Below are 12,753 nucleotides of genomic sequence, written 5' to 3' on the forward strand. Positions count from 1 at the left end.
GCTACCCTGGCTGGATGGCTCACGTCCCCGCCTCCGAACGCCGCCCGCAACTGGTCCAGGCCGCCCTCGACCTGATGACCCGGGAGGGCGTCGCCGCCGGCAGCACCCGGGCGATCGCGGCCGAGCTGGGCGTGGCCCAGGCCACGGTGCACTACACCTTCGGCACCAAGAAGGACCTCTACCGGGCCGTGGTCGAGCAGCTGACCGCGGAGTTCATCGGCCACGTCCGCGCCGCCTACCCGGGCGACGGCACCTTCGGCGAGCAGGTCGGGACGCTGGTCCACGCACTCTGGGAGAGCTCGACCGGCGAGGACGGGCGCTGCGTGCTGCTGAGCGAGTTCGCCGCACTGGCGATGCGCGACCCGGACCTGCAGGAGATCATGCGGGCGCTCCAGCACGGGATCGAGGGCACCGCGGCGGAGATGCTCACCGCGCTCGCCGAGGCCCACGGCCTCGACCTGGCGATGCCCGCCCGGGAGATCGCCGTCCACTTCCTCACCGGCTTCGACGGCCTGACCGACCGCTACCTGGCCCTGCGCGCCCCCGGCGAGCAGCCCGACCAGGACACCCTGCGCGCCCTCGACCTGCTGGTGGCCACCACCGTCGGGCTCTGCCTGGGCGCCCCGGCCGCGATCCGCTAGACCCGCCCGGCGCCGGCCGCGCGTCGACAGCCCGGGCGCCGGGCGCAGCGTCAGGAGGCGATCCGGACCGGGAGGTCGGCCAGCACCTCGCGCAGCGCGGCACCGAAGCGCTCGTACTCGGCACTGCGCGCCGAGCCCGGCCGGGTGGCCAGGCCGATCCGGCGGCCGGGCGCCGGCGCGGCGAAGCGGACGGCGGCCAGCCGGTCGGTGCGGCCCGCCTCGACGTCCAGCGCGGTGGCGGGCAGCAGGGTCACGCCGAGCCCGCCGGCCACCAGCTGGACGAGGGTGGACAGCCCCGCCGCACGGGTGGTGGAGCCGGACGGGTCGGCGCCGACCTCCCGGCAGATGTCGAGGGCCTGGTCACGCAGGCAGTGACCCTCCTCCAGCAGCAGCACGTCCAGGTCGAGCAGGACGTCGCGCGGGACGTCGATCCGCCCGGCGAGCGGGTGCCCGGGCGGGGTGACCAGCACGAAGTCCTCGTCGAACAGCGGGATGTCCCGGGTCGGCGAGGCGCCGCCGGCCGGGAGCGCGAGCAGCAGGACGTCGAGGCGTCCGGCGGCCAGCCCCTCCAGCAGCGAGGGGGTGCGCTCCTCGTGGACGTGCAGCTCCAGCTCCGGGAAGCGGTCGCGGACCAGCCGCAGTACCGTGGGCAGCAGGTAGGGCGCGACGGTCGGGATGACGCCGAGGTGCAGGGGGCCGGTGAAGGGCCGGCGGGCGGCCTCGACCTCCTCGGTGAGGGCCTGCAACGAGGCCAGCACCCGACGTGCGTGCGCATGCACCCGCTCCCCCAGTGGGGTGACGATCACCTTGCGCGTCGTACGCTCGACGAGCTGCGCGCCCAGCGCCTCCTCGAGCGCGGCGACCGCGCCGGACAGGGCCGGCTGGCTCGTCCCGGTGGCCGCCGCGGCCTCCCGGAAGTGCCGGTGCTCGGCGACCGCGACGAAGGCCCTGAGCTGGGCGACGGTCGGCGTCCGGGGGCTGCGGGTTGTGGCGCTCGCCACAGACCGCTCGGGTCTCGCGGCGGCGGGACGGCGACTGCGGGGCTTGGACGTGGGAGGTTCGGTACTGATAGCCATCTCCGATCAGACACATCCAGTCTAGCTATTTCCCCGATCAGTCCACGATGTGGAAACGTAGGACGTGTCCGGAATCCGGACAAACGCCCCTCATCTCACTTCAGGAGAAGCGAACGTGCTCACGATCGGTGACAAGTTCCCCGAGTTCGAACTCAACGCCTGCGTCGACCTGGACGCCGCGAACGCCTTCGCCGAGATCAACCACAAGTCCTACGAGGGCAAGTGGAAGATCGTCTTCTTCTGGCCGATGGACTTCACCTTCGTCTGCCCGACCGAGATCGCCGCGTTCGGCAAGCTGAACGACGAGTTCGCCGACCGCGACGCCCAGATCCTCGGCGTCTCCGGCGACTCCGAGTTCGTGCACCACGCCTGGCGCAAGGACCACAAGGACCTGCGCGACCTGCCCTTCCCGATGCTGGCCGACGTCAAGCACGACCTGATGCGCGCCTGCGGCGTCGAGGCCGCCGACGGCACCGCCCAGCGCGCGGTGTTCATCGTCGACCCGAACAACGAGATCCAGTTCGTCATGGTGACCGCCGGCTCGGTCGGCCGTAACCCCAAGGAGGTCCTGCGGGTGCTCGACGCCCTCCAGACCGACGAGCTGTGCCCGTGCAACTGGACCAAGGGCGAGGACACCCTCGACGCCCAGGCCCTGCTGGCGGGCTGACCCATGGCCCTCGACGACCTCAAGGCCGCCCTCCCGGACTATGCCAAGGACCTCAAGCTCAACCTGGGCTCGGTCATCGGCAACTCCGACCTCCCCGCCCAGCAGCTCTGGGGCACCGTGCTGTCCTGCGCGATGGCCACCCGTAGCGCCGGCCTGCTGCGCGAGCTGGAGCCCGAGGCCAAGGCCAACCTCTCCCCGGAGGCGTACACCGCCGCCAAGGGCGCGGCCGCGATCATGGGGATGAACAACGTCTACTACCGGACCCTGCACCTGCTCTCCGACAAGGAGTACAGCACGATGCGGGCCGGTCTGCGGATGAACATCATCGGCACCCCGGGCGTCGAGAAGGTCGACTTCGAGCTCTGGTGCTTCGCGGTCTCGGCCATCAACGGCTGCGGCCAGTGCCTCGACTCGCACGAGGCCGTGCTGCGCAAGGCCGGCGTCGAGCGCGAGGTCGTCCAGGCCTCGATGAAGATCGCCGCCGTGCTGCAGGCCGTGGCCGGCGTCCTCGACGCCGAGGCCGCCCTCGCCACCGTCGACGCCTGACGGATCGTGCACCCGGCCCGACGGGCCCCTTCCGGACACCGTGTCCGGAAGGGGCCCGTCGGCGTTCCCGGACGGTTCCCGGGCCCGGTCCGGACCGCACCCGGACCGCCCCCGGCCGCGGCCCGAGCGGTCCCGGACCGGAGCCGGCCGACCGGAACCGGGGCGGCCGGAACCGGCGTGTAGGCAACGGAAGATCGACTCCGGGGGGAGAACAGCACCGTGTCCGACCTGAGGGAACTGCCGCCCGGCTCGGCCTGGCCGACCTTCGCCTGGATCTCGTGGGGCCTGGTCGCGGTCGCGATCGGGATGTGGCTGCCGATCGCGTTCATCTGGACCGACTTCGGCCACGGCCCGGTCGTCGCCCTCGGGCTGCTCGCCCCCGTCGCCGGCCCGCTGGGCGGGGCCCTCCTCGGCTGGGCCCTCACCGCGTTCACCCCCGCCCGCACCCGGGCCCGCGCGGTGCGGGTGGCCCTGGTCGGCGAGGCCGCGCTGCTGGGCGTCCTCGCGGTGCCCTTCGTCCCGGTCCTCAGGGGCTGGTGACCGGCGCCGCCTCCGGGTGCGCGGTGGGCGGGTGCCCGGCCGCGGAGTCCGCGCCGGAGGCGTTCGGACCCGACGCGTTCGCCGCGGCGCTGCGGCCGGCCGCCTCCCGGGCGGCCTCCAGCGCGGTGAAGACCTCCTGCCCCGCCTCGTTGCGGCGGCGCAGGTGGGTGACCACGGTGTTGGTGACGGCGATCAGCGGGACGGCGACCACCGCTCCGCCGATGCCGCCGATGATGCCGCCCGCCGCGACGCCGAGCACCACGCCCAGCGGGTGCACCCGCACCGCGCGGCCGAGGATCAGCGGCTGGAGGATGTGGCTCTCGATCTGCATCACCGCGACCAGCACGACCAGCACCATCAGCGCCGTCCACGGCCCCTGGGTGACCAGGGCGATCAGCACCGCCACCGTCCCGGTGACCAGGGCGCCGACCAGCGGGACGAAGGCACCCAGGAAGATGATCACGGCCAGCGGCATCGCCAGCGGCACCCCGAGCAGGTCGATCCCGACGCCGATGCAGACCGCGTCGATGAAGGCCACGCAGACGGTGCCGCGGACGTACGCGGTGAGCGTCGCCCAGGCCTTGGGCCCGGCCCCGGCCATCGCGAACCGGGAGTGCCTGGGCAGGCCGCGCAGCGCCCAGTTCCAGATCCGGCCGCCGTCGTAGAGGAAGAAGAAGGTGGTGAAGAAGGTCATCAGCACCGCCGTCAGCACCTCGACGGCGATCTGGGCACCGGTGATCGAGGCCGAGGTCAGCTGGTCGGTGTTGGTGGTGATGGCCTTGGTGATCTGGTTCGCGAAGTCGGTGATCTGCTGCTGGGTCAGGTGCAGCGGCCCGGTGATCATCCAGTCGCGCAGCTGGTTGACGCCGTCCTTGACCTGGGTGGTCACCTTGGACAGGTTCGTCGTCACCTGCCAGACCACGAACCAGCCGACCAGGCCGATGCCGGCCAGGCCGCTGAGGAACACCCCGCCCGCCGCCAGCGAGCGCGGCACCCCGCGCCGGCGCAGCCAGGAGACCGAGGGCTCCAGCAGCGCGGAGATCAGCAGGGAGGCCAGCACCGCGAAGGCGACCAGCCGCAGCATGTCGACGATGTAGAAGACGGCGTAGAGCGCGGCGCCGAGCAGCAGCAGCCGCCAGGTCGACTCGGCGGCCACCCGAAGGCTCCACGGCACCGCCTCGGCGGGGGTGGCGGGCCGGCCGGGGTGGTACTCCCGCCCGAGCCCGGCGTGCGCGACCGGCACGGGTGCGACGGGGGCCGCGGTGGGCGCGGCTCCGGCCGACGCGGGGGCCTGGGCCGGGGCCGGCGGCAGGTCCGCGGGCCGGGCGGGTTCGATCCGGGGGGCCGGAACGGGCTCGGGCGCGCCCGCCAGTTCGGGGACGGCGAGCTCGTGCGGGTCGGCCGCCATCGCGGCGCGCCGGCGCCGTTCGATGACGGCGGCCGCGCTCGCCACCACGGCCATGCCCTTGGCCACGGCCTTGAAGGCCTTTCCGCCCCGTGCCATCCCCGTTACCGCCGCTCCCCTGCCGAACCGCCGCCGCCGGCGGAACGCCGTGGGTCCCGCCACGGCCGTCAGGGATGACGCTACCCGGCGGTGGCCCGGGGAGTCCGGCCGCCGGTGGGTTCGGCCCGAACAATCTCACCGGCAAACCTGGACAAAAGACCAGGTTTCAGATGGTTTCGGATGCGCAGCGCGGGGGAGGAGTCGGGCGAGACCCCGGGGAACACGGAGTCGCCCCCCGCGAGCCAACCGTCGGCGGACCGGCCGGTGCGGGAAGCAACCAGGACCCCTTCCCGCGCCCCGCGTCCGCACCCGGGCCCGCACCGCCCGTGGGCGCACTGGTCAGCGCAGCCCGGGCGGCGCGGCCCGACTCCGCCCCGAGGGCCCGACGGCCGCACGACGCGACGGCCCCCGGCCATCCGTCCTGCGGGACGGACGGCCGGGGGCCGTCGGGAGTGCACGCCGTGGCGGCGGTGCTCCTAGTACCAGTTGTGGGCCTGCCAGAACGACCAGGCGCCGCAGGGGCTGCCGTAGCGGCTGTTCATGTAGCTCAGACCCCACTTGATCTGGGTGGCGGGGTTGGTGCGCCAGTCGGCACCGGCGGAGGCCATCTTGGTGCCGGGCAGCGCCTGGACCAGACCGTACGCACCGGAGCTCTTGTTGGTCGCGGTGTAGTCCCAGCCGCTCTCGCGCTTCACGATCTGGCTGAAGCACTGGAACTGGGTGTCGTCGCCGACGATCTGCCGCGCGGTGTCCTGGACGGAGCCGGGGCTCACCGAGACGGGCGGGGTGCTGCTGTCGACGGCGGCCATCGCCGACCGGGCCTTGGAGCGGTTCGCGGCGGCCTCGTCGGCCTTGCGCTTGTCGTCGGCCGCCTTGGCCGCCTTGTCCGCGTCGGCCTTGGCCTGGGCGTCGGCCTTCGCCTGGGCGTCCGCGGCGGCCTTCTGGCGCGCGGCCTCCTCGGCGGCCTTCTGCTCGGCAGCGGCCTTGGCCGCAGCGTCGGCCGAGGCCTGCTGGGCGGAGGCCTGCTGGCCGATGTTGTCACTGATGGTCTGCGCCTGGGCGCCAGAGGGGACTTCGGCAAGCAGGGTCGCGCCGGCGACGTCGACCGTCTGCGTCGTCTTGCCCTCGCTGCCCGAGGCCACACCCACGACGGCACCGACTGCGGTGACGGCGGTGGCGGAGGCCACAGCGACTCCCCGGACCGAGATCCGAGTCACATGGATTCCTTCCAGCATCGCCCACGCGTGACCGTGCGGGCGCAACATGCCCCTTGGCACTGACCTCCGCAGGTGCTCTGGTCACGGGAGGTGCTGGCCCGGCGTCCGGCCGAGGTGAGGCGACCGGGCGTTGGAATCGGGCGGCGTACGGCTCATCGGTGTTCAATTGTCTGTCCACCGACCGGAGTTGGTGGACCATCCGGGGCCTGACTTCCGGGGTCCGGAAGTCCTGCCGCACCGTACGCGGGGCCTGACAGAACCCTCACCATGCCGTACCCGGCACTGTCGACGCAATTCCCGCCCGCGTGGCGCATGTCACATTCACCGCACGGGAGTTCTCCGGACAGAAAGCACTCGATGTGATGAAAGGGACGGGGGCCCGCTCCGTCAGGAGCGGGCCCCACGCCACGAGTTGACCTTATTGTCCTACTATGCCCCGATCAGGGCGGAATCACGGGCTGATGTCCTCCAGCATCTCCGTGACCAGCGCCGCGATCGGCGAACGCTCCGACCGCGTGAGCGTGATGTGCGCGAAGAGTGGATGCCCCTTCAGCTTCTCCACCACCGCGACCACGCCGTCGTAGCGGCCGACCCGGAGGTTGTCCCGCTGTGCCACGTCGTGGGTGAGCACCACCCGCGACCCCTGGCCGATCCGGGACAGCACCGTCAGCAGGACGTTGCGCTCCAGCGACTGGGCCTCGTCCACGATCACGAAGGCGTCGTGCAGCGAGCGCCCCCGGATGTGGGTCAGCGGCAGCACCTCCAGCATCCCCCGGGAGATGACCTCCTCGATCACGTCCGGGGTGGTGACGGCGGAGAGGGTGTCGAAGACCGCCTGCGCCCAGGGGCTCATCTTCTCCGTCTCGGAACCCGGCAGGTAGCCGAGCTCCTGCCCCCCGACCGCGTACAGCGGCCGGAAGACCATCACCTTGCGGTGCTGCCCCCGCTCCAGCACCGCCTCCAGACCGGCGCACAGCGCCAGGGCGGACTTGCCGGTGCCGGCCCGTCCGCCCATCGAGACGATCCCGACGTCCGGGTCGAGCAGCAGGTCCAAGGCCACCCGCTGCTCGGCGCTGCGCCCGCGCAGCCCGAAGGCCTCCCGCTCGCCGCGCACCAACCGGACCCTGCCGTCGCCCGTCACCCGGCCGAGCGCCCGGCCGCGTTCCGAGGTGAGCACCAGCCCGGTGTGGACCGGGAGTTCGGCGGCCCCCTCGACGTCCACCGCGGCGTCGTGGCCGGCCGCGAACAGCGCGTCCACCTGATCGGCCTGGACGTGCAGCTCGGACATGCCCGTCCAGCCGGAGGTGATCGCGAGCTCGGCCCGGTACTCCTCGGCGAGCAGGCCCACCGAGCTGGCCTTGATCCGCAGCGGCAGGTCCTTGGAGACGACGGTGACGTCGTACCCCTCGGCCTGCAGGTTGCGGGCGACCGCGAGGATCCGGGTGTCCGCCTCGCCCCCGCCGGACCGGTAGCCGGCCGGCAGTATCGACAGGTCGGAGTGGTTGAGCTCGACCCTGATGGTGCCGCCGAGCTCTCCGACCGGGATCGGCTCGTCGAGCCGGCCGTGGCGGATGCGGTAGTCGTCGAGCAGCCGCAGCGCCTGGCGGGCGAAGTAGCCCAGCTCCGGATGGTGCCGCTTGGCCTCCAGCTCGGTGACGACGACCACCGGCAGGACGACCTCGTGCTCGTCGAAGCGGGTCATGGCGAGCGGGTCCGCGAGGAGCACGCTGGTGTCGAGAACGTACGTGCGCCGGTCTGGTGTCCGGCGGCTCTTGGAACTGACCACTAGGCCTCCAGAGCGGATGACCCTGCGTCATCCGCGGCATGCCGGCCCCCGCTGCCCCGGTGGCCTCGGGACCGGACTGAGTGGAGTATTCCCAGGCGAGGGGCGGTGCATTCGCGTCCCCGGCGAACTGACGGATCATTGCCGGTGAACGTTTGGCCTCGCGCCGCGCGCGGGTAGGCCAGCCCTACGGCGGTCACTTCGCGCCGACCCGCCCCGGGGAGCCCGGCCGCGGGCCCCGGAGGCCGGATCCCCTGGTCGGGCCGCTACAGGCCGAGGCGGCGGTTCCGCTGCTCGTAGGCGCGCAGCGCCCGCAGGAAGTCGACCTTGCGGAAGGCCGGCCAGTACGCCTCGCAGAAGTAGAACTCGCTGTGCGCGCTCTGCCAGAGCAGGAAGCCGGACAGGCGCTGCTCGCCCGAGGTGCGGATGATCAGGTCGGGGTCGGGCTGGTTGCGGGTGTAGAGGTGCTCGGCGATGTGCTCGACGTCGAGGATCTCCGCCAGCTCCTCGATCGAGGTGCCACGCCCGGCGTGCTCCTGGAGCAGCGAGCGGACGGCGTCGGCGATCTCGTGCCGGCCGCCGTAGCCGACGGCGACGTTGACGGTGATGCCGTCGATGTCGGCGGTCTCGTCGGCGGCGCGCTTGAGCACGTCGGCGGTGTGCTGCGGGAGCAGGTCCAGCGCGCCGACGGGGTGGACCTTCCAGCGGCGGGCGGAGGCCAGGCCGGTGACGGCGTCCTCGATGATCCCGAGCAGCGGCACGAGCTCGTCGGCCGGCCGGTCCAGGTTGTCGGTGGAGAGCATCCACAGCGTGACGACCTTGACGTGCGTCTCGTCGCACCAGCCGAGGAACTCGCTGATCTTGTCGGCGCCGCGCTGGTGGCCGTAGGCGGTGGAGCCGCCGGTCGCCTTCGCCCAGCGGCGGTTGCCGTCGAGGATCACGCCGATGTGGTGCGGGGTGCGGGCCAGGTGGACCTCGACCCGGCGGCCGTAGAGCCCGTACATCCCGCCCAGCAGGGTGCGCAGCCCAGGCGTCCGTTCGGCGACATCGCGCAGACCCATGTTTTCCGGACCCCTCCGTACTCGTTCAGCTGGTGCGTCACCACCCCGGCGCAGCCTACTCCGGCAGGCAGGCGCACGGTAAAGCCGCAGGTAGCGGTCTGGTCACGGTCCTGTGCGGAGTCTGTTCCGGCGGGCGCGCCGGGCTCGGCCGGGGATGGTTCGTCGGCGGACACGGAACGGTCTCCGAATCCTTAAGGGACCCGTAAGCCGACCGCCCGATGCTTGACGACCCGCAATGGTCTAGTCCAGCTTGTGACCCAGGACGGAACGAACCCCACGGATCCCGTCCCGCCCGAGCCCCATCGCGGACCTCCCCTCCCCCACACGCGGCCGCCGCGCCCCCCACCGCGGCGGCCGCTCCTCCCCCAGGAGCGTCACCCCATGGCCCGTTCGCTGAACCAGCCCGCGCACAAGCGCCGGCGCAGCACCCTCCCGGCCGTCGCGGCTGGCGCCACCGCCCTCGCCCTGGCCGGCGGCGGTCTGGCCCTCTTCGCCGGGGGCGCCAACGCCGCGGTCGGCAACCTGGTCACCAACGGCGGCTTCGACGGCGGGCTCGGCGGCTGGAACTGCGCCGGCGCCGCCACCACGGTGTCCTCCCCGGTCCACTCCGGCACCGGCGCGCTGCAGGCCACCCCGGGCGCCGGCGACACCGCCGAGTGCACCCAGACCATCAGCGTGCTGCCCAACACCAGCTACACGCTGAGCGCGTGGGTCCAGGGCCCGTACGTCTACCTCGGGGCCCGCGGCACCGGCGGCACCGACCCGTCGACCTGGTCGAACCAGAACAGCTGGAACCAGCTGTCCACCACCTTCACCACCGGCGCCAGCGCGACCAGCGTCACCGTCTACCTGCACGGCTGGTACGGCCAGAGCGCCTACCTCGCCGACGACGTCGCACTGGCCGGCCCGGGCGGCACCTCCACGCCGAGCCCGACCGCCACCCCCACCCCGTCGCCGACGGCCACCGCCACCGCCACCGCCACGCCGACGAAGACGGCCACGCCGACCCCGACGGCCACCGCGACCCCCACCCAGACCGCGACGCCGACCCCCACCGCCACCGCGACCGCCACCACCCCGCCCGTCACCGGCCTGCCCGCGCACGCGGTCACCGGCTACTGGCAGAACTTCGACAACAACTCGACCCCGCAGCGCCTGAGCGACGTCCAGAGCGCCTACGACATCATCGCGGTCTCCTTCGCCGACGCCGTGCCCACCCAGACCGGCGCGATCAGCTTCACCCTGGACCCGGGCCTGTCCAAGGCCCTCGGCGGCTACACCGACGCGCAGTTCCGCGCCGACGTCAAGGCCAAGCAGGCGGCCGGCAAGAAGGTGATCCTCTCCATCGGCGGCCAGAACGGGGCGATCACCGTCGGCGACGCCACCGCCGGGAACAACTTCGTCAACAGCGCCTACGCGATCATCAAGGACTACGGCTTCGACGGCATCGACGTCGACCTGGAGAACGGCGTCCAGGCCGGCCCGCTCGGCAACGCGCTGCACGCCCTGCAGGCCAAGGTCGGCCCCGGCTTCGTCCTGACCATGGCGCCCGAGACCATCGGGATGTACAGCACCGCCGGCGCCTACTTCCAGCTGGCGCTGAACACCAAGGACATCCTCACCGTCGTCAACACCCAGTTCTACAACTCGGGCGGCATGAACGGCTGCGACGGCAAGGTCTACAACCAGGGCACCATCGACTTCATCACCTCGCAGGTCTGCACCCACATCCAGGGCGGCCTGCGGCCCGACCAGGTCGGCATCGGCGTCCCCGCCTCCACCCGGGCGGCCGGCGGCGGCTACGTCTCGCCGACCGTGGTGAACAACGCGCTGGACTGCCTGGCCACCGGCAACAACTGCGGAAGCTTCGTCCCGCCGGCCAAGTGGCCGACCATCCGCGGCGCGATGACCTGGTCCACCAACTGGGACGCCAACAACGGCAACGCGTTCTCCAACGCGGTCGGCCCGTTCGTCCACAAGATGCCGTAATTCCCGGGGCCTGTCGCCCCACCCCGTCGTCCCGCCCGGGGCGGACCGGGGGGGCACTCGGTGGACGGGGCACCGGGGACAGGCCCGCGGCGCGCCGCTCCTCGAGGGTGGAGCCCGCGCGCCGGCGGCGGGGCCCGCCGTACCCACGCGGTACGGCGGGCCCCGCCGTGTCCGTCGCTACCCGGCCAGCACCGCCAGCAGCGCGCCGAGCAGCAGGAACGGCCCCACCGGGACGTCGAGTCCGCGCACCGGCCGGCGGCGCGCCAGCTCCACCGCGGCCCGCAGGCTCGCCCAGAGCCCGGCCAGCACCACCGCGGCCAGCAGTCCGCCGGCCGCCGCACGCCACCCGAACCAGCCGAGCAACCCGCCCAGGGCGAACCCCAACGGGGAGTCACCCGGGCCCAGGGCGCCCAGCCAGACGGCCAGTTCGAGCAGCGCACCGACCGTGCAGGCCACCAGCAGGCAGCGCAGCAGCACCCCGGGGCGCCCCTCCGCCAGCGCCGCCACCGCCAGCAGCACCGCCACCCCGCCGGCCAGCGGCAGGGTCAGCGGGTACGGCAGCCGGCGCACCCGCGCGTCGACGAACCCCAGCACCACGCCCAGCAGCGCCGTCCAGCCCAGCGCCGCGGCCGACGGCCCGTCCGCCGCACGCGCCACCGCGACGGCGACGGCCGCCACCACCAGCTCCACCGACCAGGGGCCCGCGCCCAGCCGGCCGCGGCAGCCCGGGCAGCGCCCGCCCGGCGGCAGCAGGCGCACCTCCCGCCCGCACAACGGACAGGCGGCGCACCAGGGTTCACCTTCGGGAACGGCGAACCGGGCGACCAGGCCGCGCACCAGCGGAGCCACCAGAAAACCGGCCAGTACCGCGCCGGCTGCGGCTAGCATCACCGGCGCACCCCCTCTCGATCGCGCCCGCACGGCCGTGCGGCGCCCGGCGACGGGGCGGGACGCACGGACCACATCATCCAACGGGGGAACGACCGTGAAGAAGACCCGATCCACCCGCGCGCTCGCGGCCGGCCTGCCGGCGGCGGCACTCGTCCTGGCGGTGTCGGCCTGCGGGCCGGAGAACGCCGACCCGGTGGCCGACCCGACCGCGCCGGCCGCCGTGACCACCGCGCCCGCCACCGCCCCCTCCTCGGCCCCGGCCGCTCCCCCGCCCGCGGCCTCCTCACCCGCAGCCTCCGCCCCGTCCGGTGGAGGAGCTCCGGCCGGCGGGGGCGGCCCGCAGCCGGCCGCGACCGCCGGCGGCGGCAACGTCACCCAGGTGAGCTACGACCGCCCGCTGCCGCTCGGCGCCACCGGCCGCTACGTCGGCAAGAGCTCGGTGGTGGACGCCTCGGCCGTCTCGGTCGTGAAGGGCACCGCCGCCGAGATCGCCCCGTTCCACCTCCCCGCGGCGAGCACCGACGGCAAGACCCCCTACTACGTCACCGTCACCTTCACCAACCGCACCGGCGCCCCGCTGGGCGAGGACGCCTACATGATGCGGGTCTGGGTGAAGCCCCGGGACCACTCGGCGGGCGCACTGCCGGCCGCGACCCTGCAGAAGGCGATCCCGCAGTGCGACACCCGGTCGCTGGTCCCGCTCGCCGACGGGCAGTCCGTGAAGCTGTGTGCCGTCTATCTCGTTCCGAACGAGACCCCGCCCAGCTTCCTCACGTACGGGAACATCCTGGACACCGCGCCCCTGGTTTGGAAGGTCGGCTGACACCCCGGCCTGCTG

Annotated in this window: 12 protein-coding genes; 6 read left to right on the top strand and 6 right to left on the bottom strand. The window is 73.3% G+C overall.

Annotated features, from left to right (window positions below):
* Positions 1–14: 14 nt before the first annotated feature.
* Entirely contained in the window at positions 15–641 is a 627-nt protein-coding gene (locus ACIRS1_RS28305; protein WP_360210888.1) for a TetR/AcrR family transcriptional regulator, read from the top strand.
* 50 nt (positions 642–691) lie between these two features.
* On the opposite strand, the gene ACIRS1_RS28310 is transcribed toward ACIRS1_RS28305, so the two are convergent.
* Positions 692–1,642, bottom strand: a complete 951-nt coding sequence (locus tag ACIRS1_RS28310) for a LysR substrate-binding domain-containing protein (RefSeq protein WP_387904476.1) — start codon at positions 1,640–1,642, stop codon at positions 692–694.
* A 190-nt stretch (positions 1,643–1,832) separates the two neighbouring features.
* Here ACIRS1_RS28310 and ACIRS1_RS28315 point away from each other — a divergent pair, with 190 nt between their 5' ends.
* From ACIRS1_RS28315 to ACIRS1_RS28325, 3 genes are all read left to right on the top strand, one after another.
* Positions 1,833–2,384 carry a peroxiredoxin gene (locus ACIRS1_RS28315; protein WP_030397082.1) on the top strand — a complete coding sequence of 184 codons (552 nt, stop codon included), beginning with the start codon at positions 1,833–1,835 and terminating at the stop codon, positions 2,382–2,384.
* A 3-nt stretch (positions 2,385–2,387) separates the two neighbouring features.
* On the top strand, positions 2,388–2,930 hold the full coding sequence (locus ACIRS1_RS28320; protein ID WP_360210892.1) for an alkyl hydroperoxide reductase: 543 nt from the start codon (positions 2,388–2,390) through the stop codon (positions 2,928–2,930).
* 219 nt (positions 2,931–3,149) lie between these two features.
* Positions 3,150–3,470 carry a hypothetical protein gene (locus ACIRS1_RS28325; protein ID WP_360210894.1) on the top strand — a complete coding sequence of 107 codons (321 nt, stop codon included), beginning with the start codon at positions 3,150–3,152 and terminating at the stop codon, positions 3,468–3,470.
* Here ACIRS1_RS28325 and ACIRS1_RS28330 read toward each other — a convergent pair.
* From ACIRS1_RS28330 to ACIRS1_RS28345, 4 genes are all read right to left on the bottom strand, one after another.
* Positions 3,457–4,974: an AI-2E family transporter gene (locus ACIRS1_RS28330; RefSeq protein ID WP_402844796.1), complete on the bottom strand. Its 1,518-nt coding sequence runs from the start codon at positions 4,972–4,974 to the stop codon at positions 3,457–3,459. The genes ACIRS1_RS28325 and ACIRS1_RS28330 overlap by 14 nt on opposite strands.
* Before the next feature lie 476 nt (positions 4,975–5,450).
* A complete protein-coding gene (locus ACIRS1_RS28335; protein WP_402844797.1) occupies positions 5,451–6,191 on the bottom strand; it encodes a transglycosylase SLT domain-containing protein in 741 nt (246 codons plus the stop codon).
* Between the two features lie 451 nt (positions 6,192–6,642).
* A complete protein-coding gene (locus ACIRS1_RS28340; protein WP_360210900.1) occupies positions 6,643–7,977 on the bottom strand; it encodes a PhoH family protein in 1,335 nt (444 codons plus the stop codon).
* Between the two features lie 263 nt (positions 7,978–8,240).
* Positions 8,241–9,035, bottom strand: a complete 795-nt coding sequence (locus tag ACIRS1_RS28345; protein WP_360210902.1) for an isoprenyl transferase — start codon at positions 9,033–9,035, stop codon at positions 8,241–8,243.
* Between the two features lie 381 nt (positions 9,036–9,416).
* Between ACIRS1_RS28345 and ACIRS1_RS28350 the strand changes: the two genes are divergently transcribed.
* Positions 9,417–11,024, top strand: coding sequence for a carbohydrate binding domain-containing protein (locus tag ACIRS1_RS28350; protein ID WP_360210904.1), 1,608 nt, complete (start codon positions 9,417–9,419; stop codon positions 11,022–11,024).
* A gap of 177 nt (positions 11,025–11,201) precedes the next feature.
* Here ACIRS1_RS28350 and ACIRS1_RS28355 read toward each other — a convergent pair whose 3' ends face one another.
* Positions 11,202–11,912, bottom strand: a complete 711-nt coding sequence (locus ACIRS1_RS28355; protein ID WP_402844799.1) for a prepilin peptidase — start codon at positions 11,910–11,912, stop codon at positions 11,202–11,204.
* Positions 11,913–12,009: 97 nt separating this feature from the next.
* Between ACIRS1_RS28355 and ACIRS1_RS28360 the strand changes: the two genes are divergently transcribed.
* A complete protein-coding gene (locus tag ACIRS1_RS28360; RefSeq protein ID WP_402844800.1) occupies positions 12,010–12,738 on the top strand; it encodes a hypothetical protein in 729 nt (242 codons plus the stop codon).
* The last annotated feature ends 15 nt before the right edge of the window (positions 12,739–12,753 follow it).

Source organism: Kitasatospora sp. NPDC101176, assembly GCF_044768035.1.
GTDB lineage: Bacteria > Actinomycetota > Actinomycetes > Streptomycetales > Streptomycetaceae > Kitasatospora.

What these genes read in the sequence shown, in the direction of transcription:
- ACIRS1_RS28305 (WP_360210888.1), top strand. Translation starts at nt 15, where the DNA reads ATGGCTCACGTCCCCGCCTCCGAACGCCGCCCGCAACTGGTCCAGGCC.
- ACIRS1_RS28320 (WP_360210892.1), top strand. Translation starts at nt 2,388, where the DNA reads ATGGCCCTCGACGACCTCAAGGCCGCCCTCCCGGACTATGCCAAGGAC.
- ACIRS1_RS28330 (WP_402844796.1), bottom strand. Translation starts at nt 4,974, where the DNA reads ATGGCACGGGGCGGAAAGGCCTTCAAGGCCGTGGCCAAGGGCATGGCC.
- ACIRS1_RS28345 (WP_360210902.1), bottom strand. Translation starts at nt 9,035, where the DNA reads ATGGGTCTGCGCGATGTCGCCGAACGGACGCCTGGGCTGCGCACCCTG.
- ACIRS1_RS28350 (WP_360210904.1), top strand. Translation starts at nt 9,417, where the DNA reads ATGGCCCGTTCGCTGAACCAGCCCGCGCACAAGCGCCGGCGCAGCACC.
- ACIRS1_RS28355 (WP_402844799.1), bottom strand. Translation starts at nt 11,912, where the DNA reads ATGCTAGCCGCAGCCGGCGCGGTACTGGCCGGTTTTCTGGTGGCTCCG.